The following is a 22,794-nucleotide window of genomic DNA, read 5'->3' on the forward strand; positions in this document are numbered from 1 at the left end:
TTTTAACGCTTATTCTGTAGTGTCAAGCCAACTAGAATTAATATAAGCTTTCGCTTGATCCATAGGAATTTGAATCGTTGTTTGCCCATCGGCATAAGCAGCTATCTCGTATGGATTGTAAATCAGAATGACTCCTTGGTTGTCAAAACCGATGCTAGCAGGTAAATGGAATTTGTCGTCTTCGAACATAAAACCAGCACTATTGATATTATCTTCAGGCTTAAGATCGTTTTGCTCTCTAAAGATCGTTTCTACAAAGGCAGTAAACTCTTTTGGATTATTGAAAAAGTCACCCTCTGATAGCTCCTCACCAGTTTGTAAATCAAAATTTAAAAATGATGTACTTCCATATCCATGGGCCCCACCTGTAAAAACATAACTGTCGAATAAAATACTTACAAATCTTTCGTTTTCGTAGGACACTTCACCTTTAACTTTAGCTTCCCATGGAACAATGTTTTCAGGATACGCCTCCTTTAATTTTTTGTACTGAAGATTAAAATCAGCAATAGCATCGGCGATAGAATCAGGACGATCCTCATCGGTATAATAAAGAATAGAAATAGCAAATTCAGTTAGAGTCTCGTTGATTTTCTGCGCCTCGGGTGTAGTCTCTGGTTGAGCTATTGGAAGATCAATTGCGATTTTTGGACAATCTTCGCAATTGTTTTCAATAGGATCGATATTTGTAAAGCTTATCTTTTCCTCTGTGCTACAGCCTGCGATAAACAGCGTTAATATTATTCCGAATACAAAAAATCTACCCATAATAACTTAGTTTGTTAAATATCGATTAAAGGTAAGACCTTCTTTGCAATACCCAAAAGGAAATAATATTTTTGTGATAAGAATAATGGAGCTATGAGTAAAGACAATCTTCGTTTCAATTCAAAGCTAATTCACGGAGGACAAATTCCTGATAAAGCGTTCGGCGCAATAGTACCACCGATTTATCAAACTTCAACTTTTAAACAAGACTCACTCGGAGTAAACAAGGGTTATGAGTATTCTAGAAGTGGTAACCCATCTCGTGCAGCTTTAGAGCGTAGTTTAACCAGTATTGAAAGCGGAAATTTTGGGTTTGCATTTGCAAGTGGATTGGCCGCTATAGATGCGATAATGAAACTATTAAACCCTGGAGATGAAGTGATTTCTGCTAATAATTTATATGGTGGAAGTCATCGATTGTTTACGCAAATCTACCAAGATAAGGGCGTGAAATTCCATTTTGTGGATGTAGGTGACCCAAATAACATTAGTCCTTTGATTAATGATAAGACAAAACTTATCTGGATTGAATCACCAACCAATCCACTTTTACATATAGTGGATATAAAAAAGATTGCAAATAAGTCGAAAAAGCACCAAGTTTTGTTAGTGGTCGATAATACCTTTGCATCGCCGTACTTACAGCGTCCCTTAGCGTTGGGAGCTGATATTGTTATGCACTCTGCAACCAAGTATATCGGAGGTCACAGTGACTTAGTAATGGGTGCTTTGGTGGTCTCAGATGAAAGTTTAGCAAATAAATTGTATTTTATACAAAAAGCTACTGGAGCTGTTCCAGGTGCTATGGATTGCTTTTTGGCACTAAGAGGTATTAAAACCTTGGCACTTCGAATGGAAAGACATTGCGAAAATGCCAGATCGGTTGCCTTGTTTTTGGAAAGTCATCCAAGTGTTGAAAAAGTGTATTGGCCAGGATTAAAATCTCACCCTGGACATGGAATAGCCACCTCTCAGATGAAGGATTATGGTGGTGTTGTATCTTTTGTTGTCCAAGATGATAGCCGAGAAGCAGTAGAGCGTGTAGTTTCTAAATTCGAACTGTTTTCTTTAGCAGAATCTTTAGGGGGTGTTGAATCACTTGCTGCACATCCAGCAAGCATGTCTCATGGTGCAATGACAAAACAGGCACGAGAAGAAATGGGTGTCACAGATGGGTTGATTCGTCTTAGTATTGGCATTGAAGATAAAGAGGACTTAATTGCTGATATTGAGAATGCATTAAAAAGTTAAAAATCTTAGGATTTTGTGTAATTTCGTCAATTAGCCCTATAAATCTCCTGTAAACCTCTATTTTTGTTACAGAAAGTTAAATAAATAATACGTATGATTATATGATTTCAATGGACCAGAAAATTAAGGTTTTCATGGAAGAAGTGAGAGCCCGAAACCCACATGAAAAAGAATTTCTTCAAGCAGTACATGAAGTAGCTGAGGCAGTAATCCCGTATATCGCTGAACACAAGCTTTACAACGGGAGGAATATATTATTGCGACTAGCTGAACCTGAAAGAGCAATTACCTTTAGGGTTCCATGGGTAGATGACACTGGAGAAATACGTGTAAATAGAGGATATAGGATTCAGATGAGTTCTGTAATTGGTCCTTACAAAGGAGGTCTACGATTTCACCCTACAGTGAATATGAGTATTTTAAAATTCCTTGCCTTTGAACAAGTTTTTAAAAATAGTTTGACTACTCTTCCAATGGGTGGTGGAAAAGGCGGGTCTGATTTTGACCCTAAAGGTAAATCTGATCGTGAAGTAATGCGTTTTTGCCATAGCTTTATGACCGAACTATATCGCCACATCGGACCTAATACGGACGTTCCTGCTGGTGATATAGGTGTTGGAGCACGTGAGGTTGGTTTCTTATTCGGTATGTACCGTAAGATCAGCAATGAGTTCACTGGTGTTCTCACAGGTAAAGGACTTTCATGGGGAGGATCATTAATCCGTCCTGAGTCTACAGGGTACGGAACGGTGTACTTCGCACAGAATATGTTTAAATTAAAAGGAGATAGCTTTAAAGGCAAAGTTGTAACCATCTCAGGATCGGGTAACGTAGCGCAATATGCCACAGAAAAAGCGAATGAACTTGGAGCTAAAGTGGTGACACTTTCAGATTCTTCAGGAACGCTTTATGATAAGGATGGTATTAATAGCGAGAAACTTGCATATGTAATGCACCTTAAGAACGTAAAACGTGGTAGGATATCTGAATATCTAGAAAAATACCCTACAGCTGAATTCTTTAGTGGAAAAACACCTTGGCATATCCCATGTGATGTTGCCCTTCCCTGTGCTACACAAAATGAATTACATGGAAAGGATGCCGCCACATTAATTGAAAACGGATGTATTTGTGTGAGTGAAGGCGCCAACATGCCTAGTACACCTAAAGCTATGAATGCTTTTGTAAATGCTAAAATTCTTTATGCACCAGGGAAAGCATCGAATGCGGGTGGTGTTGCTGTTTCGGGCTTAGAAATGGCACAGAACTCTATGCGTTATAGCTGGAGTAGAGAAGATGTTGATGAAAAGTTACAAGGAATTATGAATCAGATCCACGATTCTTGTATTGAACATGGAACTGACCCTGATGGATATATCAACTATGTAAGAGGTGCCAATATTGCTGGTTTTGTTAAAGTTGCTGATGCAGTATTAGCCCAAGGCGTAGTTTAAGTATTGTAAAACACCATGGATGCCCTGGAATTTCTATGAGATTTCAGGGTTTTTCTTTTTTGGGAAAATCCAATCAGTGAGTTCATTACTTTTGCAGTATGATTATCACCACTAAGGCTATTGTTTTATCAGCGATTAAATACGGAGATTCTAGTTTGATCGTACGTTTATTTACTGAAAGTGACGGGATGAAATCCTATATGGTAAGAGGTGTGCTCTCTTCAAGAAAGGGTAAATTTAAGAAAGGGTATTTTCAACCACTTACTATTTTGGAAGTTGTAGCAAACCATCGTAACAAAGGCACTTTAGAGGGCCTTAGAGATGTTAAACTGTATTCGGCTTATAGGAGCTTACAAACCGATGTTATAAAAAGTTCTCTTGGAATGTTCCTCTCGGAAATGTTAGTTGTATCTCTGCAGGAAGAGGAGAAAAACCAGCCCTTATTCGATTTTATTTCCAAAGGGTTTATTTGGTTGGATACCAATGAAAAAATTGCTAATTTTCATATCGTTTTTCTTCTAGAACTTACCAAGTATTTAGGATTTTACCCAGATACCTCTGGAATCAATTATCCCTATTTTGATTTAAAAGAAGGGGATTTTACTCCAACACTTCGAAGTGAAGTGGTTGATGGTGCTATATTGGAGGATTTTAAAAAGTTCTTGGATACCGATTTTCAAAGTGCCAGTGAAATTAAGCTAAATAGGCAGTCCAGAGGATTACTTCTGGATCAAATAATTCGATATTATCAGTATCATTTGGTGGCTTTTAAAAAACCAAAATCCTTGGAGATTCTACCAGAAATTTTTACTTAAAGATTAATGTTAGATAGTACATTGAACTATGAATTATGCAATTATAGATGTTGAAACTACAGGTCTTTCTGGTACTTACAATAAAGTAACTGAAATCGCGGTGGCTATACATGATGGATCAAAAGTGATCTCAGAATTTCACACCTTAGTTAATCCACAGGTTCCGATCGCTCCTTATGTGGTTGGTTTAACCGGTATTGATGATAGTATGGTAATGGATGCTCCAGTATTTGAAGAAATTGCAGATCAACTTCTTCAACTTATGGATGAATGTGTATTTGTGGCTCATAATGTAAGCTTTGATTATAGGGTCATTCAAAATGAATTCAAATCTCTGGGAATATCCTTTGACCGTAAAAGACTCTGTACAGTTCGATTGTCTCGTAAATTATTTCCTGGGTTAAAATCCTATAGTCTTGGTAAGCTGTGTAGTTATCTTAGTATTGAATTGAATAATCGTCACCGCGCTAAAGGTGATACAGATGCCACTGTGATTCTTTTCGAAAAATTACTTCAAAATGATACAGAGGGGCTTATTTTAGGACAACTCAATAGTCGTAAAAGTGAAGCTGCTTTACCTTCATTATTATCCAAGGAAACAGTTGATAAATTACCTGGCAAGCCGGGAGTTTATTATTTTAAAGACAGCAATGGAGTGATCATTTATGTTGGAAAAGCGATCCATATAAAAAAAAGAGTTTTGAGTCACTTCTATGATAAAAAAGAAAATGAAATTGCCTTATGTCGCGAGACGGCAACAATCGATTTTGAGGAATCTGGAAATGAACTATTGGCCCTGCTGATGGAATCTGTTGCAATTAAAAAACACTTTCCAAAATTTAATCGTGCTCAAAGAATCTCTAATAGAGGTTATGCGATACTTTCTTATACCAATAGACTTGGGATCATTCAGCTGGGATTTAACAAAACAAAACTCGTTCCAAAGCCATTGGCAATCATTTATAAAGTTAGCGATTGCATTGCCTTTTTAGAGGGACTATGTGAGCAATTCGATCTGTGCCCAAAATACACTCAACTGCTGCCATCTTCAAATAGCACCTCTGGTTGTGACCATTTTAAGCTCAATAATTGCCGCGGAATATGCATGGGCGAAGAAACAATTAAGGACTATAATAAAAGGGTTAAAGAAGCTCTGGAGACTTCAAAAGTATTGGCTGATAATTTTGTTTTAATTGGGCCTGGACGAAGTGCAGAAGAAAAGGGTATAATCTGGGTTGAAAATGGGATATATCGCGGATATGGTTTTGTAGAAACTACTTTGCAGATTTCTTCTTATGATCAGTTCATGGATCATATACAACTTCAAAAAAACGACAACACCAGTTCTAGTATAGTACGACAATTTCTAGCTAAGGAAAAAGATTATAAAATAATTAGACCATAGATTAATATATTTTTTAAAATACTTTTATTTTTGTCTTTAAATAGCCCCGTAGTTCAAGGGATAGAATAGAAGTTTCCTAAACTTTAGATCCAGGTTCGAGTCCTGGCGGGGCTACTAAATAGAGTTATAATTACCTTTAGTAAGTTTGGGATTGAACTATGGATGCCACAATTGTAACAGAACTATATGGCACTTATTATTTTCGCGGTCAATATGACACTAAGGTAAACTTATCCACCCATCTTAAAGTGACAGATGGATAAGTCATTAGGTTATTTAACGAACAAGTCTAAACTAATTTTAATCCGCCCAAGCTTTACCTTCAGGGGTTCTTCGCCACTGAAAATAGTCGTCAAGTACCTTAAGAGATTTAGCACTAGGAACAACGCCTAGATGAGGTGTTGGTCCAAAGTACATTACACTTTGCTGCTCTTGATTATAATTAGGCCAATTTGGTAAACCTTCACCATTTGGATTTCCGGACTTTGCGAAGTTTGTCCAATATGTGGCCATGGCTTCTGAAATTGCGAGATCAGAATCGGTAGTTTCAGCATTGCTAGGGTCAAGATTATTAAACACATAGGCTACTTCTTGACCATGAGGAGATCCATAACCATATTTTGGTGAATCTTCAGGGTATTCAGGATGCTGATCAAAATAATAATAATACACCTTAGATTTTCCAGTTTTCGATTGAAGGTTTGCCCAGCTCCACGTATGCCATCCAAATGCTGCGTCACGCATTAGATCTCGAGCAGTTTTAGGAATGGATTCCTCTGCTACTGGATAAGCCTTTAACAAGTCATCGGCAAACTCTCCATATCTTTTCTCAACATTCTTTATAAACTCTTCTGGGTTTTCCTCACGTATAAAACTAGCACCTTCATCTGAGTTGTAACCAATAAGGACTGGAACATCATTGTAGTTGCCCGCCTGATATAATTTGTGTTGGTCATCTGGGATTACATAACCATCAGTAATTGGCCAAGCACTACCCATTCCCATTCCCATAGGGATATTATCTACAGCTAAACTTCTTAGCTCACTAATAGTACTTACTCCAGCTTTTTGTAGGTATTGTTCACCATCTTTTTCTGCCTTTTCTAGAGTTTTCATGTTTTCCCCTGGATAGGTAGTCTCTCTAGTAGGACCAAAAGAGCCACCACTTTGCGAGATTGCTCCTTGAAATAGGCCTTCAGCCAGTGGAGATGCACAGAGCATACTCACTGAAATACCCCCTGCAGATTCCCCAAAGATGGTCACCTTATCTGGATCACCGCCAAAGGCAGCTATATTTTCTTGAACCCATTTCAGACCAGCGATCTGATCTAATATGCCATAATTTCCAGAAACCTTATTAGGATTTTCGGCACTTAATTCTGGGTGGGCAAGAAAGCCAAGTTGGCCTACGCGATAAGCAATACTGACAAGTATTACACCTTTTTTTGCCAATGCTGCTCCATTATAAACGGGTTCTGATGTTGAACCAAAGCTAAAACCACCGCCATATATCCAAACCAATACTGGTATTTTCTCATCCATTGTCTTGGCAGGGGTCCAAATATTCAGATAAAGACAATCCTCACTTTTACTTGTTGTATCATTACCTTGGATAGGAGCAGGTCCATACTTGGTTGTGAGTTTAACACCCTCCCAAGAATCAGGTGGCTGTGGTGCACTCCATCGCAGTTCTCCAACTGGTGGCTTTGCAAATGGGATACCCTTAAAAACAAGTAGACCGTCCTTAATAGCCCCTTTGACAATACCAAAGTTTGTTTCTATCTCAGTGGGATCTTTTGGTTTTTCTTGGCAACAAATTAAAGTTACCAAAATCAAAAGGTATAAAAGCTTTTTCTGTATCATATGCATAAATCTATTTAAATAATAATTGTGCAAATTCATGAAGTGACCTACGCCAAGTCTGCCACTCATGAGCAGTTTTAGGAGACTCATAGAATGTATAAGAAATCCCTTGTTTTTCTAACATATCCTTAAAAGCACTCACAGATCCTGGGAAAGGTACTGGCTCTGTGGTCCCAATGGATAAAAAGAAAACATCTGACTTTTGATCCACTGCAGCGCCATCCTTAAAAGCTCCATTTAAAAAAGTAACAGGATCAATTGAATCACTACTAGGATAATTAGAAGTTCCGCTAAATCCGCCATAAGAGGCGAATTTATCCAAATTATTCATAAAGATTCTCATGGTCTGGTTAGCACCCATCGAAAGGCCTGCAATGGCTCTATTTTTGCGATCAGTAAGAGTGCGGTACTCTGCATCTATCATTGGAATTACTTCCTTTAGAATCACCTCTTCAAATGCAGATGGTGGACCCTTACCTTCTGACTGCCCATGTGGTTTAGAGGCGTATCCATTCTCCATAACAATAATAAAAGGGACAGCTTTGCCTGCAGCGATTAGGTTATCCAGAATCAAATTGGCTTTACCTTGAGAGGACCAACCTGTTTGATCTTCAAAACTTCCATGTTGAAGGTATAATACTGGATATTGAGTATCTAAATCCTTATGATAATTAGGCGGTGTATAGATAAAGCAATCTCGCCAAGTTTTAGTAACCTTCGAAAAATAAAACTTTTGGGTGATCTCTCCATGTGGCACTTTTTTCATTGCATAAATTTCTTGATCATGTGCAGGGATTTCAATGCCGCTTCCCCAACGACCAGCGCCGTAATAGGATTTACTTCCAGGATCATTAACAAAGGCACCATCTATCACTATTTGATAATAATGAAAGCCTTCATCTTGAGGTTCTGATTCTCCACTCCACATGCCATCGGCAGTTTTGACCATGTCGTATTTTACACCTCCAATGTCCAGTTTTACGTAATTGGCATCAGGTGCATTTACGCGGGCACGCACTTTGCCTTGTGAGTTTACCATTGGGTATTGTTTCCCTGGTTGATTGGTATTTGGAGAGAAATAGCCCTGGTTGTCACTGTCCTTTTGAGATGATCCCAAAAAAGGGACCATCATTAAAAACAGGAGTACAACGGTTAATTTGTAATTCATATTCTTAATGATTTCGAAAACTAATTTTTAAAGAGTAAGGGAGCAAGTTCTTTTAAACTTCTACGCCATGTCTGGAATTCATGTGCAGTGCCCTCAGAGATATAGGATACGACATTAGCTCCTGATTCTTTAAGGTCAGCTGTGGCGTTTTTAATGCTTTCTGGCCGTTCTTTACTACCACAACTCAAAAATATTAGTTTGATATCTGATTGGTCTTTGATATCCTCTGGAGTATATATGCCACCACTTAAAAGGGCATAATGAGAAAAAGTTTCAGGCTTGTTGAGGGTCACCATTTTGGTCTCCATACCTCCCATTGATAGACCGGCCATCGCTCTGTGCTCTCTATCGGCGATGGTACGGAAGTTCTCATCTACATAAGGGATTAATTCATCCACTAGTTTTGTTTGGAAAGGCGTGATATCAAAATCCCTTAACCCACCGAACTTAATTTCATTTGTCATTCCATAGGTCATCACAATTAGAAATGGTTCGGTTTTACCTTCTGCAATTAAATTGTCCATAATTAAATTAGCGTGACCCTGGTTGCTCCAGGCAGTCTCATCCTCACCCCAGCCATGTTGTAGGTATAAAACTGGATATCTTTTCGATTGATCTTTCGAATATCCTGGTGGAGTATAAACATACGCCACAGCAGATGGACCGCTAACTTTCGAAGGAAATAGTATTTTGTGAACCTGTCCATGTGGGACATCCTTAAGGGCGTAAAAATCCTGGTCATGTGCAGGGATTTCTATTCCACTTTCCCATCGGGTGGATCCGTAGAAATTTAGGGTACCAGGGTCGTTAAAAGTTCCACCATCTACCGTTAGATGATAATAGTGAAAACCTTCGTCCATAGGCCCTTCGGTGGTACCCATCCAGGATCCATCTTCTTTTTTATGGAGAACAGTACCTCCGCGACCACCCAATCCCAGACTAACTTTTACACTATCAGCCGCTGGAGCGATAATACGAAAACGGGCATAGCCTTGTGAATTGACCTGTGGATACTTTTGACCAGGCTGATTTAAAGTAGACGGTTTAAAATCTTCTTTAATAGTTTCTTGACCGCTGGCAATTGAAAAGCTACCAATAATAGCTCCAATTACCAATAGTAATTGTAGTTGTTTCATTTTTGTTTTGTTTAGTTAATGTTGCTGTGTTAATGTTTTAAATCGGCAAAAACACTTTAAAATGTCTTCGCTAAAGGTTTGCGCTTACATTATACTAGGTGGTGCTAGTGTTAGTTGTCTTGCGCAGGCTTCCAGACGCTAAGTAAATCGATGAGCCCAGTAGTATAAAAATTGAGTTGTAATCACGTGAAGAATCATTTGCTGTTTTTTGATTTAAAGGTGTATTTTTTTCCAGCCTCTGTTTTTAAATCATAAAGCAAAGTGGTGGGTAGATCTAATGCTTCAATGTCTGAGGCCTTAGAAATTATAGGGGAATCTACTTGTGGAACTTTAAAAAACGGGTTTGTGTTTTCACCCTTTGCTGCTCTTAGGTTTCCTGCTCTTTGGATGGTAAGCTGATTAGGAGTTCTTAATCTCAAGTTACCTCCGAGCTCTGACTTTATAGTAACACTTTCTAGTTTTTTATCTTTCCACTTCATATTGATAATTTCAAAACCACCTCTTGATTTAAGACCTGTTACCTCTCCATCTTTAAGCGCATCTGCAATAGCAGGTAATAGATGTAAGGCACCATCTGAACTTTGCATAAGCATTTCAGTTATACCAGAGGTACATCCAAAATTCCCATCAATTTGAAAAGGGGGATGGGCATCAAATAGATTGGCATACGAGCCTCCTTGACTTTGCTCACCTGCAACGGGAGTCAATTGATTTTTTATCAGTTCAAATGCGTGATTACCGTCTTGCATTTTAGCCCACCAGTTCACTTTCCAGCCCATGCTCCATCCTGTAGAAACATCTCCTCGTTGAATAAGTGTATTGCGTGCTGCGGCAAACAATAAAGGAGTTCTGTATGGTGAAATTAGATTCGATGGGTATAGCCCATATAGATGTGAAATATGCCTATGGTTGTCAGTTGGACTGTCTAGATCCTCTAACCACTCTTGTAACTGATTGTGCTTTCCTATTTGCATAGGTGGAAGTTTATTTTTAATCACTTTTAAGGAATCAGTAAAGGCAGTATCTGTATTCAGGGCTTCAGATGCGCTGATAACAGCGTTAAAGATGTCTTCCACCAATTGATTGTCCATTGTTGAACCAGCGGTTATTGATGTTCCTTGACGACCTTGAGCTGCGTTTTCTGGGGAATTACCAGGTGCGACGACCAAATACGGATGATCGGGATGTTGCGCTAAGAAATCAACGTAGAACAAGGCAGCTCCTTTTAATAAATCATAATTTTCTCTTAGGAATTCAGTATCGCCCGTGTAGAGGTAGTGTTCCCAAATATGCTGACTGAGCCAAGCACCGCCACCATTCCATATTCCCCAAAAGGCACCATCAATGGCCCCTGTTACTCTCCAAATATCAGTGTTGTGATGAGCCATCCATCCTCTGGCGCCATACATATCATTTGCTGTCTTTTTACCAGTCTGTGATAATTCCTGAACCATATTTAAAAACGGTTCATGGAGTTCGGAAAGATTGGTCTTTTCAGCAGGCCAATAATTCATTTGAGCATTAATATTGATGGTATACTTACTATCCCATGGCGGGGTTAAACTTTTGTTCCAAATCCCTTGTAGGTTGGCAGCTTGTCCACCAGGTTTGGAACTTGAAATAAGTAAGTACCTTCCATATTGAAAGTATAATGAAACAAACGAAGGATCCTGATTTTTTCTGAAATTTTCTAAGCGTTCATCAGTGGGTTGGTTGGAAGCTTCTATAGTTCCTAATTGCAAGGAAACACGGTTGAAATAATTTTGGTAAGCCTTTATATGAGCATCTTTTAAATTCTCATAATTTTCAATAAATGCCTTATCTAAATCGTTCTTCGCTCTTAGTGTTTCATCTGCACTTAAATCATCGTAATTTTTAAAGTTCGAAGCAATCGATATATACAGTGTAGCTGAATCAGCATTTGTAACTTCGATGGTGTTTCTGCCTTGAGTAATATCTCCATTTAAAGTTTTTATTCGAAGTAGAGCTTGAAATTCTACCTTGCCCAGAACCCCTTCATGGTCACTCGTTACACCCCAAAGAGAAAGATTGTTGTCCATAATAGCAATCTTCTGTTTTTTATGTGGAGTTGTAAAATCCGCCTTAAAACTGATTTTCCCAGGTTGATCTGCAGAAATTTTTATCACCAGTACCTTGTCGGTTAATGAAGTAAAAGCCTCACGGGTATAGGTGACGCCATCTACTGTATATGTTGTTTTACTTACTGCATTACCAATATTGAGTTCTCTAGAATAGTTGTGGAAATCTTGATGCCCTTCGAATGTCAACTCTAAATTCCCAACTGGCTGAAACATCTGACCATGAGATTTCTTAGTAATTATTTTTTCGTTAGCTAGGTCCTCAGCTGCTTTGTACTGCTTGTCGAATATGAGCTGTCTGATCTTAGGCAATGCCTCTAATGCAGCAGGATTATCATTTCGATTCGGACTACCACTCCATACAGTACTTTCATTTAGTTGAAAGATTTCTTTTGATACGTTTCCATAGACCATAGCACCGATATTCCCATTCCCCAGAGGTAATGCATTTTCCCATACATCACCCGAGGGCTCATCATACCACAGTTTTAAAGGATCAGTTTGCTGTCCAAAAGCTAGTATGCCTGTTATTAATACACTTGCGAGAATTAAATTTTTCATAAAAATGGTATTGGTTGGATATTTCTTAAGTGTGCAATAAACACATATAAAAGTATACAATTTTTTATAAATAAAATGCTGTGCTTATTTATAAGTAAAATTCAAAGGTATTATAAGAATTTACTTAAATAAATAAAATGGTTTTATCTTTATCAATTGCACTTTGTTTGTTGTTGACCTTCAACCTGTTATTGTGTTATTTTTGACCATTTGATATGGTTTTTGATTACTTAATTAGTATCTTAGTTATTCTAGAGTTGAATCTTTGACAGGGGTGTATTTTTAAAATAACTCCCCACAACTTTTAATATTCACGAAAACTAAACCAATTTAATCATGAAAAAAACACTTTTAGTACTAGTAGCAATTTTACTCTCTGTAGGTACATATGCTCAAACACAGTGGAAGGTTGATCCCAATCACTCTTCATTAAATTTCAACATTTCTCACTCTGGAATTAGCTTTGTCAACGGTAAATTTTTGGATTACCAGGGTACTATGACCACAAAGGATGATACATTAAATGATGCAAGTTTTAATTTTACCATCCAGGCGGAAAGTATCGATACCAGTGTGGAAAACAGAGATAATCACCTTAGAAGCGCAGATTTCTTTGATGTAGAAACTTATCCTACCATTACATTTAAAAGTAATAAGATATTGGCAACTGGTAAATCCGATCAGTATTTGTTATATGGCGATCTTACCATAAAAGATGTTACTAAACCTGTTATTTTTGATCTCACCTACGGAGGTGCAGTCACGGGTGAAAATGGAGTTAAAATGGGACTAAAAGCAAAAACAACCATCGACAGATTTGACTTTAATATAGATTACGATCCTACTGCTGCTGGGATTGGAAAGGATGTAAATATCGTGGTTCACTTACAATTAGCCAAGCAATAACAACAGCGTCTTTATAAAGACCGAAAATTAAGAATTAGGTGCAAACACATACTGATATGTTAACCTTATTCCATCAGGGCCATCGTAATAAGTGATGGTCCTTAATTGTGATGTAGGTAGTCCAGTATCAAGGCGGTGGACATGTTGTCAAATCGTTTCCACTGACTCTGACTTCCATAACGGTAATAATGAGTGTTAAAGAACTTAGGAACAGTAATCGGGATTGCTAAACGGGCATTTTTTTCAGTATCTTCTTTTGTAAAGTCTACCCACTCCAAGGAAATAATGATATTGTTTTCTGTTAACCACGGTTTTCCCTTCGGAAAATCATAGATTATCCACCCGCTTTTAAAATTTTGGATATCCAAAATATAATTTTCAGGATTTAAACGCTTTTTAGGCATGTTATCTTCGATGCCATATATGTTAATTCTCAGCTTGATGCGATCGAATTGATTTTCACTGATAAAGAATCGCAAGGATTTCAACGTGTTTTTCCCTTTTTTTAAATGGAATCTTCTCCCAATTTCAGCACCTAAATTCTCATTTCTTTTACGATGTATCGAAAAGTTAACCTGCTTAGCTGAATTTACCTTGTCATGGCCAATGGTATATTCATTTATGGCATTCGAACTTACAGTTACTTGATCTAAAACAGTGATATGTTGCTCTAGTTCGACCCTAATTTCACCCTTATATAATTCCTTATCCACTAGTGAATACGTTTTTGAAATAAAGCCAATACAGGATATTTTTAAAATATTGTTAGGATTCTTTAACTCTTCTGGGCTCAGAGTAAGTTCAAAGAAACCATTTTCATCCGTAACGGTTCCTTTCTCCCCATTTACTATACCTATATTTACGTAGGCAATTGGTTGTTGATCTTTATCTACAATCTTTCCCTTGACACTAGATTGGGGATGTACAAATAAAGGCAGTAATAAAAATAACAATGTCCTAACTTTCATTGGATTCCACGGGTTATTAATTTTTTGTTGTACTGGATTCCTTAACCTGACAGTTACAGTTGTCAAAAATTTCATTTGCTGTATGTTCAGCGCCCCACGCGGGGTATAAATAATCAGTTCTCAAATTGGCTTGCATTGCAAAATATTTATTTGCTAATAGTAAGTCACTACAAACGTTGTAATTCTTGTTAAAAAACTTTGACATTCCTTGTTGAAATAAAGCGTTTAAATAGATTGGCCTTGGATTCTCTGGGTATAAGGCTGTCGCCTTGTCAAATAATTCCGTCACTTTTGGTGCCAATTCTCTACCATGTTTAATAGGATCGGAAGAAAGTGCTGTCAGATAAACAAACCCTTTTAAGGTATATATCTCACTTTTTTGACGATCTGTGACACTTTGTTTTAAGACCTTGTCGAAACTGACCATAAATGAATTATAGGCGTTTTGCGCAACCTCACTGGCTTTGGCGTTTCTAATGACTAATATTTTGAAGTATAATAGGTAATAATGACTACTCCAATCATCGTATTTTCGAACAAGGCGTTCTAACAATTGCGTTGAGGCAGTGGCGGTTTCAATCGAGTTGTCAAGTTCTATTTTCTTGACACAATCAGTGATAACACTATCCAATTCCCGTTTTTGGACATCATTTAATTCTGTGGACTGTGCAAAACCAAAATGAAATCCGATACCTAGCATAAGAATTATTAGAATATTTTGCATTAGTCTAAAGTTATGTTGATTTGTTTATTTTTTTGGTCTAATGTTATTTTAGTTTCTTCAAACGATGGTGGGCCAAATGTCCCTTTGACATTCTTGCTGAATCCATAAGGCTCCTGAGGCATTCCTACAAAATTTTTATCGAGCTTTTGATTGTCATTCTCATCTAGGAAAGAAGCGATAGAGTATTGGTGACCTAGACACAATCCTTCGATAACCACCTGAATATCTTCCCCACTCAACATGTCAGCTCTTTTTTGTTTAAAGTAGTTTGTTAGGAAATTTTCTTTGCTGTCGTATACTGACATATTTATAACTCCTTTAGCTTTGTCCGAGGTAAAATTAATTGTTAGGGTTGTTTGATTCTCAGTCTCACATCGGTGGGAATCTTGGGCGGTCAAAGAATGACTATTGAATACCACTAATAAAAGGGTGAAATACACATAAAAAATACTATTGTTTCTCATATTGTTATTGTTTAAAGTTATTGTTGGTTTAAATTGTAATTCTCGTTGTTAAAATTTAAAATTCTCATAAATAGTGCCAATTGTAGAAGCTGGTTCTTAATTGAAACCGAATGCTTCTAAAAATCTCTAGCTTTTTCCCGAGCCGTTTTTCCTCCGAAAGTATAGAACACTCCCAGAAAATAAAAATTGTCTGCAGAAGGTAGTATTTTTTGTTCAGGATAAACACCTTCTTGATTGACAGCCCCATAATTATAGTTGGCTACATTACTAAAACCTAGGATATTTGATGCAGAACCATGAATGAACAAATTCTGCGAAATCAAATATGTAAAACTAAAATCTAAGCTCTGGTAGGGTTTGATATAAGAACCTAAAAATCCATTTTCGTTGTTCGGATTGGTATAGGGTCGTCCACTAGTATAGTAATAGGAAAGACCTAAGAGGCTGTTAAGTGGATTAACCCATAACTGGGTGTTAACTGAGAGATTGTGTTTGGAATAAAACGTAGGATTTACTTCAAAAGGGTAATTTTGATAATCTCTTTCCGAATCCAAATAAGTATAAGAAATCCGATATTCTAAGTTGTTAAAGGTTTCGTTATCTGATATGAAGAAATCAATACCCCGAGCAGTCCCATATCCTTGGTTATTAAACTCACTTGGATTTCTATCATCCCCAACATAGGAATACTTAACCAAGTTGGTGTATTTTTTATTAAAGGCATCTATAAATATAATTCTGTTGTCATTCTCCCAATAAAGGTTGATCCCGAATTGGTTGGCCTTCTCATTGGTTAACTTGTTTTCAAAATCAAAAATAAGATCACCATTCCTCGGGTTTTGGTAGAAATCTCCATAGTATGGAGCGATAGTTAAATTTTGTATTTTTTTGAATTCCAATCGAAACCTAGGGGAAATCACATTTTCTTCTAACAATGCAGAAAAATCTGTTCTCAATCCAGATTTTAATATAAGATTTGGTGTGATTTTATATTTTAGGTCAGCAAAACTGGTATAGACGGAATTGGTTATTCCTCTATTCATTACATTATCTGTGAAACTAGGATCTACGTAATCAATAAAGTAGTAATTGCTATTGAATTGTAACCCTGTGGTCAACTGCAGCTTCTCAAAAATTTTGTAATTTATTTTTGTTTTGAACTGAAGGAAATTGTCAATTACAAATGACTCATCATTGTTTGAGTATATCCCGGAGGCATCTCTTTCATTAATACTATACACCATTCCCGCAAAGAAATTGAGCTTATCACTAAAACTATAATCAAAGGTGTTATTACTATAGAAATTTAAATCCTTCAAGGTAGAGTTAACCTTTTCGTTCTTATTAATAGCAATATCTTCTCTTAGATAGTCAAAACGAGTAATATCAAAACGATTATAGGACTTAATCCTTCCATTTTTAAGATTTATCATAGGACTTAACTCAGCAGAAATTACGTTAAAATCCTCATTCCATTCATATCTGGAGGGAAATAAACTCCTATACGGGGCGAGATTAAGGTACTCCAGTTTGGTTGTTAAAGCAATGGTTTCACTAAAGTTTCTGGACATGGAGGCATCTACACCTACACTTTTCACTGAGACTTCATATTCATCATTTAGGACATTACTCTTGGTATCTAAAAGTAATATGCTCGACATTGCACCCCCATATTCTGCACCAAATCCTCCTGTTGAAAAAGAAACTCCTTCAAACAACATGGGCGAAAATCTACCTCTGCTGGGGATGCTTGGGCCTGACCCTGAGAAAGGTCGGTGTACTTGTAAATCATTGATGAAAACTTTGGATTCATAATGATCTCCTCCTCTCACGAAAAATCTTCCGTCTTGTGGGTTATTCTGCATACCAGGATAGGATCTAATCACTGCAGCCATGACATCACCTAACGCATTGGGTGTAGTAATCAAATCAATAGAATTCAGAGTAGAAATATATTCTGTTGACCTATTTCGTTTCACCTGAACAACAACCTCTTCTAAACCAGTATCGTCGTATTGCATGACGATTTTATAATTTTTTTTGGGGGAGGCATCGTGCTCCACCCTTAAGACAAAATCCTTATATCCCATATAGGTAAACCAAATGTTAATTCCAAGGTCCTGCTGCTTATCTGATTTTAATTCAAACCTGCCTGTTTTATCAGTGCTAGTGCCGTCTAGGGAATTTTCTATAAAAATATTAACGCCTTCCATTGGTTTGTTGTATTGATCCACAACAATTCCTTTTATTTCATTCTGTGGATAGAGTAGTGTAGGAAAAATACAGATAAGGACGAGTAAGAGTAAACAAGTGTTTTTATGCATTTTGAAAGCTTATAAACATGTTGAAATTATCTTGAGAAATTGGAAATACACTAAAGCTTATTCGGTTAAATAAGTAGTGATCTTCATCGATTTTAAATACGCTATAATTACCTTGGTTAAAATCTTCTTTGGTCAAGGAGTTTATGTTCAAAGAAATATTTTCGGCTGCAAGAATTTCTTTTGGTAAATATTTGTGAATGTAAAACCAAGACTCCCACTGATCGTAGAATTTTTCAATATAGTGCTCAAATAGCCCATAAAGTCTCTTAGTAGTGACCTCTGTAAAGGTCACAATGTCTTTGGTGTTATCCCTTTTAAGTTGGTCAAAAAATTTAATATGAGGAACCATTCCATCTTCAGAATAATAAGCCACAAAGGGAATAATGGGAATATCCATGAAATAGGCAATTGTAGATAGCCCAGTCCTAGAGCTAATCGCACTACTTAAAAATGGAATCTCAATGGTTTTCTCTTTGTTATATACACCCTTATATCCAGAGTTCCCATCGATATAAGCAAAAAGAGAAAAGCCACTCTTTATCAGTTGCATCATCTCTAGAGCCGTGTTGGGTTTTTCGACATTTATGATCTTCAACTCATTGTCTAATCCAAATGCATTTTTGAATTTATCGTTAATTGCAAGTATGGTAGATGCTTGATTTTTATAGGTGCTTTCATCTACCACCAATGCGATGTTCTTTACCCCATTTAAAATTAACAGGCTTATAGAAGCTTTGCAGAAACCAAGGTGACAGGTGATGTATATTTTGGGTTTGTCTACCTCCTTAAAGAGTTCATTGTCTTTTATGGTGGAAAGCTTGTTGGATATTTTATGCAGATCCGTGAGGTCAAATTCCCGCAGCCTCATCGTGGTTATTATTTTTATATAAATATCCCAATGATCTTCTCTTGGAACTTGTGGCAAAAAACGACTTAGACTCGCAGACATAAAATTAAAATCTTTCATCTGATGAGACTCTTTTTTTAGAATCTCTTTCTCCAAAACCTTTGAAGAGATTGATTTGCGAATCTCAGATTGGTTTTTAGAAAGGATGTTATTGTTATAGGTGATTTCCATAGTTTAATTAATGTATTTTACAATTTGCTGAATAGCCTTATAATTGTTGTTCAACGTAAAATGTCCGTGATTCTCATGTACGTAAAGCGTATAATTTTCAAATACATCAGAACACTTATCTCTATAATCGGAGCGAATCAATGGATCCTTGGTTCCAATTAAAATTAACGGATCCGCCCTTTGAACCTTATATTTATTGTTGCCCTCGAGATGTTGGATCTGTTGAAGTAAGGTTCTGTTTAGACCATTGTTTTTTAAATAAGTAAAGAACATAAGGGTCAAAAATGGATTCTCATTTTTTTCATCTTCTGTATAGCTAAAATCAATAAGGTATTTAGAGAAATCAAATAATTTGTTTTGGTGTAATGTCTCTTTGAGTGTGTTATAGAATTCTTTATCTGAGGAATCTCCATAGGGAATACTTCCAATGAGGATTAATTTTTTTGAAGTGTCGTATAGTTGGGTGAATTTTGCTGCGAGATTTCCACCATAACTAGCTCCAACGCAGATACTCTCCTTAGGCGGAAGAAGAGTGTACTCCTGGTAAAAATAAGAGGCTAATTCCTCAAAACTGTCGAGTGAAATATGAGCAGTTTTAACATATCCTGGGTAATCCGTAAAAACCAGTTCTAAGTGGTTGAAGTGTTCTTGAATTTTGAGATCTTTCAACCAATACTCGGAAGTCATTCCTAAAGGATTGAAAAATATGAGCCTAATTTCCCCTGAAGGATTATGAATGTCAGTAATCATACTCATTTTTCGATAACATTTAAGAGTTCAAAGATGATTTCACAGGCAATTTGCTTGTTGATTTCTGCCTCCGGTGCATCGACGTATAGCTCAACAATATCAACCCCTATAATTTCCTTATTCTTTAGAGTGGATAAGATTAGTTGTTTGCATTGACTGGTACTTAACCCATTGATTACTGGAGTGGTTGTGCCCTTAAAATAAATTGGGTCAATAATGTCAAAATCAAACGTGACATAGTATTTTTTGTCCTTTGGCAATTCCTCGAAGGTATGCTCGTTTTCGATCTGTTCGATCAGTTTATGAGCCCAATAAATGGATTGGTTTTCATTGCTTTTTTGATTAAAATTCACCAATCCTCTAATGCCAAATTGATAGGCATGTTTAAGTCCAAATTCAAAACATTTACTCATGAAGTTTCCATGATGATGGACTTCATTGTGATGTTTGATCTTGTCATAAGTAGAACTATAGGTGTCAGTGTGCGCATCAAAATGTAACACGCATAAATCGTCTCCATATTTTTCAATGGCGGCCTTAATCACAGGAGCGGACACGGAATGATCTCCACCTATGAAAAATGGAGTGACTTTGTCCTGGTCAAACAATTGTTTAGAGAGATTGTATGTTTTCTCATACATAAAGTTTGGAGATTCTTTGGAATCAAAGAATACATTCCCCAGATCGTATAGCCGTTTATTTTTAATGAGTTCAAACAAAGCGATATATCTTTCTTTTCCTCCTAAAGCTTCTGTTTCCAACACAGCACCAGGGCCTAAATTAATGTTGTATTTGCTTGAAAATGCTCGTAATGAATTGGGAAACTCACTCGAGGAATAATTAGATCGATTTCCTACTCCCAGTGGGACTCCAACGAATACAACTGGCTTTGAAGTGATCTTAGCTGCTTTCGATTCTGTCAAATAGGGCAAATTAAACAAATGAGGGGTATAAGGCTTTATAGCGGTAATCGCTTTGTCAAATGCGTTGTTCTTTATTAAATATTTTTTATGGGTCAGGGTGTCCAAAATCCCTGTTAGATCCTCACCTATATCAGGAAACTTCTGCAACATCTCCTTCTCACTTTTTGCATTCTGTAGAAATTGAACTATTTCGATGATTTTATCACCAACCAATAGTTTTTCACCCGTAACCGTATTAACTAATTTACGTTGATCTTCTTTGTCAATTAGCACGTATGGATTTATCTGAAATACTGAGCTCATATGGAAATATATGTTTTTACCGTTTTTACTATTCTCAAGGTAAATTTTACGATGACCCTGATGAATATATAGGCGATTAAAATGTTATAGATGTTTTCACTAATTCCGCATAATGAAAAGTCTATGTTTTGAATGCTGAAGCTGGAGGCACTACGGATAATCCGCGTAATTAAAATATAAATTAAATAGAGTAAAAGTAAGTTGGTTATACTTTTGGCTAACGTATAGATGATTAGAGGAATGCTTCTTGTTTTGAGTTGTTTACGCTCTTTTTCTGCTAAGTATATGGGCAGTCTTAAATAAGTTTTCGCAACGTACTTTAATAGATTACGTGACTGCCTTCCCAGGTTGGATAAATTGAAGAAATCACTGTAGCACCAATAACCATCAAATTTAAAAAACGGAAATAAGTTCACTAGCATGGTAAGTGAGTTGGCTACAAATATAGTATAGAGGGTTTGTGTAGCCATGGAGTTAGGATACAGCTCTAAGCTGTTGTAATAGGCTATAAATAAAATGACTCCAAGAATCCCTTGAATAAATATACCTGCCAAGTTTACAATCATCCTTTTTTCTTTGCTCAGCGACCAGATTGCGGTCACATCGGCAAAAAATACAGGGAAAATGCTATAGAATCCAAAACCTATGGATTTAGACTTTACGCCAAACTTCAAGGAAGATGCCGCATGTCCAAGTTCGTGAAATATCATTATAAAAAACAAAGACAAATAAGTCAGCCCACTACTAAGTAAAGAGGTTTCACAATGCTGAAATTCGACTGCAGGATTATTTAGCTTAAATAATACGGTTATATTAAAAATTAATAGTGGGAGAATTAAAACCCAGAAAAGTGTGGGGGTAAATAAGAACTTAATGGGTTTAATAAGATTTTTATATTGAGAATAGGTCAGTATTTCCTTTTTGAACCAAAATGCAGAGGTCTTGTTTCTATTTAAAGAATGTTCTTTAAGAAATAAAGGAGAGATGTTTTTATCAATGATTTGATGGACTTCCTCTGCAGTGGTCGTAATGTCAAATTCTTCACCTATTGTTTGTGCAATTTTCTCATAAGAATCACCATTTTTAATACATGAGAGAATACAATACGTAATCGCATTGATATCGTAAAAGATACCATTGATAGACAGGGTATACCTGTCTCCCATTTGTTGGATACTAAACTGCGCCTTGTTTTTTCCGCTTTCCATTTGCTCTTATATAATGTCTTATTAAAAAACTTCCGATAATTGCAGGTAATATCCAATTTAAGATCCTGAAATAAAATATATTGTTCACCACCACAAAGGCAGTTGACATCGCGATATAGCTCCCAATCATCTTACCGATATGCAGTGATATTCTATTCTTTGTTGTGAGTTTTCTGCCTTGTTTTATAAATATTCTATAATCTACCAGATAGGAATTTGCGGCACCTAAAAGCCCAAAAAATATCAGAATGATACCACTTGTAATACTGCCTTGAGAAAATTGGTAAAATGCGTAAAGGATCATTACCACAGCGGTAACAATCATAGTTAATGCTAAAACTTTAAGTTGCTTTGCATTTATCTTAAAAGCAAAGAATCCGCTTAGGAGAAAATACAAAGTTAAAATACCGATGGTGAATAAAAAAAGATTATAATGGTTGGGTGAACTAGCAATAATCAACGAGATGATGGTTCCTAAAAAACCTGCTATAAAATATAATTTACCGATGCGCTTATGTAGTGCATTGCCTTTTTTCAGGAATAAAACCATAGCACCAGTGAGCAGTGCTAGGCTTCCAAAAACAATATGAATACTAATTAGGATATTTGTCATCAGATGCTGTTTA

At 36.6% G+C, this 22,794-nt stretch carries 19 protein-coding genes and 1 tRNA gene; 6 read left to right on the forward strand and 14 right to left on the reverse strand.

Annotated features, from left to right (window positions below):
• Positions 1-9 precede the first annotated feature (9 nt).
• Positions 10-768: a DUF3298 and DUF4163 domain-containing protein gene (locus tag I215_RS08985; protein ID WP_008991647.1), complete on the reverse strand. Its 759-nt coding sequence runs from the start codon at positions 766-768 to the stop codon at positions 10-12.
• A 93-nt stretch (positions 769-861) separates the two neighbouring features.
• On the opposite strand from I215_RS08985, the gene I215_RS08990 reads away from it, so the two are divergent.
• The 5 genes from I215_RS08990 to I215_RS09010 all read left to right on the forward strand — a co-directional run bounded on the left by I215_RS08990 (position 862) and on the right by I215_RS09010 (position 5,807).
• Positions 862-2,019 (forward strand): trans-sulfuration enzyme family protein, encoded by a 1,158-nt coding sequence (locus tag I215_RS08990; protein WP_008991648.1) that lies wholly within the window; start codon positions 862-864, stop codon positions 2,017-2,019.
• A 110-nt stretch (positions 2,020-2,129) separates the two neighbouring features.
• Positions 2,130-3,473, forward strand: coding sequence for an NADP-specific glutamate dehydrogenase (gdhA, locus tag I215_RS08995; RefSeq protein ID WP_008991649.1), 1,344 nt, complete (start codon positions 2,130-2,132; stop codon positions 3,471-3,473).
• 98 nt (positions 3,474-3,571) lie between these two features.
• Positions 3,572-4,288 (forward strand): DNA repair protein RecO, encoded by a 717-nt coding sequence (recO, locus tag I215_RS09000; protein ID WP_008991650.1) that lies wholly within the window; start codon positions 3,572-3,574, stop codon positions 4,286-4,288.
• Between the two features lie 28 nt (positions 4,289-4,316).
• Positions 4,317-5,693: an exonuclease domain-containing protein gene (locus I215_RS09005; protein WP_008991651.1), complete on the forward strand. Its 1,377-nt coding sequence runs from the start codon at positions 4,317-4,319 to the stop codon at positions 5,691-5,693.
• Between the two features lie 42 nt (positions 5,694-5,735).
• Positions 5,736-5,807, forward strand: a tRNA-Arg gene (locus I215_RS09010).
• Between the two features lie 186 nt (positions 5,808-5,993).
• On the opposite strand, the gene I215_RS09015 is transcribed toward I215_RS09010, so the two are convergent.
• From I215_RS09015 to I215_RS09030, 4 genes are all read right to left on the reverse strand, one after another.
• Entirely contained in the window at positions 5,994-7,556 is a 1,563-nt protein-coding gene (locus tag I215_RS09015) for a carboxylesterase/lipase family protein (RefSeq protein ID WP_040460133.1), read from the reverse strand.
• Between the two features lie 10 nt (positions 7,557-7,566).
• On the reverse strand, positions 7,567-8,724 hold the full coding sequence (locus tag I215_RS09020) for an alpha/beta hydrolase-fold protein (protein ID WP_008991653.1): 1,158 nt from the start codon (positions 8,722-8,724) through the stop codon (positions 7,567-7,569).
• 20 nt (positions 8,725-8,744) lie between these two features.
• A complete protein-coding gene (locus I215_RS09025) occupies positions 8,745-9,860 on the reverse strand; it encodes an alpha/beta hydrolase-fold protein (RefSeq protein WP_008991654.1) in 1,116 nt (371 codons plus the stop codon).
• A gap of 194 nt (positions 9,861-10,054) precedes the next feature.
• Complete coding sequence (locus I215_RS09030; protein WP_008991655.1) at positions 10,055-12,520, reverse strand: glycoside hydrolase family 95 protein; 2,466 nt, start codon at positions 12,518-12,520, stop codon at positions 10,055-10,057.
• A gap of 336 nt (positions 12,521-12,856) precedes the next feature.
• On the opposite strand from I215_RS09030, the gene I215_RS09035 reads away from it, so the two are divergent.
• Positions 12,857-13,426: a YceI family protein gene (locus I215_RS09035; RefSeq protein ID WP_008991656.1), complete on the forward strand. Its 570-nt coding sequence runs from the start codon at positions 12,857-12,859 to the stop codon at positions 13,424-13,426.
• Between the two features lie 101 nt (positions 13,427-13,527).
• Here I215_RS09035 and I215_RS09040 read toward each other — a convergent pair whose 3' ends face one another.
• From I215_RS09040 to I215_RS09080, 9 genes are all read right to left on the reverse strand, one after another.
• The gene (locus I215_RS09040; protein ID WP_008991657.1) at positions 13,528-14,394 is read right to left on the reverse strand and encodes a carboxypeptidase-like regulatory domain-containing protein; all 867 of its coding nucleotides are present in this window, start codon (positions 14,392-14,394) and stop codon (positions 13,528-13,530) included.
• A 16-nt stretch (positions 14,395-14,410) separates the two neighbouring features.
• Positions 14,411-15,118, reverse strand: coding sequence for a hypothetical protein (locus tag I215_RS09045; RefSeq protein WP_008991658.1), 708 nt, complete (start codon positions 15,116-15,118; stop codon positions 14,411-14,413).
• Positions 15,118-15,582 carry a DUF2141 domain-containing protein gene (locus I215_RS15715; protein WP_008991659.1) on the reverse strand — a complete coding sequence of 155 codons (465 nt, stop codon included), beginning with the start codon at positions 15,580-15,582 and terminating at the stop codon, positions 15,118-15,120. Before I215_RS15715 ends, I215_RS09045 begins: the two co-directional genes overlap by 1 nt.
• A 116-nt stretch (positions 15,583-15,698) precedes the next feature.
• Entirely contained in the window at positions 15,699-17,906 is a 2,208-nt protein-coding gene (locus tag I215_RS09055) for a TonB-dependent receptor (protein WP_008991660.1), read from the reverse strand.
• Complete coding sequence (locus tag I215_RS09060) at positions 17,899-18,984, reverse strand: LpxL/LpxP family acyltransferase (protein WP_008991661.1); 1,086 nt, start codon at positions 18,982-18,984, stop codon at positions 17,899-17,901. The genes I215_RS09055 and I215_RS09060 overlap by 8 nt, the downstream gene beginning before the upstream one ends.
• 3 nt (positions 18,985-18,987) lie before the next feature.
• The gene (locus I215_RS09065; RefSeq protein ID WP_008991662.1) at positions 18,988-19,740 is read right to left on the reverse strand and encodes an alpha/beta fold hydrolase; all 753 of its coding nucleotides are present in this window, start codon (positions 19,738-19,740) and stop codon (positions 18,988-18,990) included.
• Positions 19,737-20,960, reverse strand: coding sequence for an arginase family protein (locus I215_RS09070; protein ID WP_008991663.1), 1,224 nt, complete (start codon positions 20,958-20,960; stop codon positions 19,737-19,739). The genes I215_RS09065 and I215_RS09070 overlap by 4 nt, the downstream gene beginning before the upstream one ends.
• The gene (locus I215_RS09075) at positions 20,957-22,168 is read right to left on the reverse strand and encodes a M50 family metallopeptidase (protein ID WP_008991664.1); all 1,212 of its coding nucleotides are present in this window, start codon (positions 22,166-22,168) and stop codon (positions 20,957-20,959) included. Before I215_RS09075 ends, I215_RS09070 begins: the two co-directional genes overlap by 4 nt.
• Positions 22,137-22,781: a DUF2306 domain-containing protein gene (locus I215_RS09080; RefSeq protein WP_008991665.1), complete on the reverse strand. Its 645-nt coding sequence runs from the start codon at positions 22,779-22,781 to the stop codon at positions 22,137-22,139. Before I215_RS09080 ends, I215_RS09075 begins: the two co-directional genes overlap by 32 nt.
• Positions 22,782-22,794: the final 13 nt, after the last annotated feature.

This window comes from Galbibacter marinus, assembly GCF_000300875.1.
Lineage (GTDB): Bacteria > Bacteroidota > Bacteroidia > Flavobacteriales > Flavobacteriaceae > Galbibacter > Galbibacter marinus.

Coding starts and splice junctions, on each gene's coding strand:
- I215_RS09020 (WP_008991653.1), bottom strand. CDS start 8,724: ATGAATTACAAATTAACCGTTGTACTCCTGTTTTTAATGATGGTCCCT.
- I215_RS09035 (WP_008991656.1), top strand. CDS start 12,857: ATGAAAAAAACACTTTTAGTACTAGTAGCAATTTTACTCTCTGTAGGT.
- I215_RS09065 (WP_008991662.1), bottom strand. CDS start 19,740: ATGAGTATGATTACTGACATTCATAATCCTTCAGGGGAAATTAGGCTC.
- I215_RS09055 (WP_008991660.1), bottom strand. CDS start 17,906: ATGCATAAAAACACTTGTTTACTCTTACTCGTCCTTATCTGTATTTTT.
- I215_RS09075 (WP_008991664.1), bottom strand. CDS start 22,168: ATGGAAAGCGGAAAAAACAAGGCGCAGTTTAGTATCCAACAAATGGGA.
- gdhA (WP_008991649.1), top strand. CDS start 2,130: ATGGACCAGAAAATTAAGGTTTTCATGGAAGAAGTGAGAGCCCGAAAC.
- I215_RS09045 (WP_008991658.1), bottom strand. CDS start 15,118: ATGCAAAATATTCTAATAATTCTTATGCTAGGTATCGGATTTCATTTT.
- I215_RS08985 (WP_008991647.1), bottom strand. CDS start 768: ATGGGTAGATTTTTTGTATTCGGAATAATATTAACGCTGTTTATCGCA.
- I215_RS09070 (WP_008991663.1), bottom strand. CDS start 20,960: ATGAGCTCAGTATTTCAGATAAATCCATACGTGCTAATTGACAAAGAA.
- I215_RS08990 (WP_008991648.1), top strand. CDS start 862: ATGAGTAAAGACAATCTTCGTTTCAATTCAAAGCTAATTCACGGAGGA.
- I215_RS09015 (WP_040460133.1), bottom strand. CDS start 7,556: ATGATACAGAAAAAGCTTTTATACCTTTTGATTTTGGTAACTTTAATT.
- I215_RS09005 (WP_008991651.1), top strand. CDS start 4,317: ATGAATTATGCAATTATAGATGTTGAAACTACAGGTCTTTCTGGTACT.
- I215_RS09080 (WP_008991665.1), bottom strand. CDS start 22,781: ATGACAAATATCCTAATTAGTATTCATATTGTTTTTGGAAGCCTAGCA.
- recO (WP_008991650.1), top strand. CDS start 3,572: ATGATTATCACCACTAAGGCTATTGTTTTATCAGCGATTAAATACGGA.
- I215_RS15715 (WP_008991659.1), bottom strand. CDS start 15,582: ATGAGAAACAATAGTATTTTTTATGTGTATTTCACCCTTTTATTAGTG.
- I215_RS09060 (WP_008991661.1), bottom strand. CDS start 18,984: ATGGAAATCACCTATAACAATAACATCCTTTCTAAAAACCAATCTGAG.
- I215_RS09025 (WP_008991654.1), bottom strand. CDS start 9,860: ATGAAACAACTACAATTACTATTGGTAATTGGAGCTATTATTGGTAGC.
- I215_RS09040 (WP_008991657.1), bottom strand. CDS start 14,394: ATGAAAGTTAGGACATTGTTATTTTTATTACTGCCTTTATTTGTACAT.
- I215_RS09030 (WP_008991655.1), bottom strand. CDS start 12,520: ATGAAAAATTTAATTCTCGCAAGTGTATTAATAACAGGCATACTAGCT.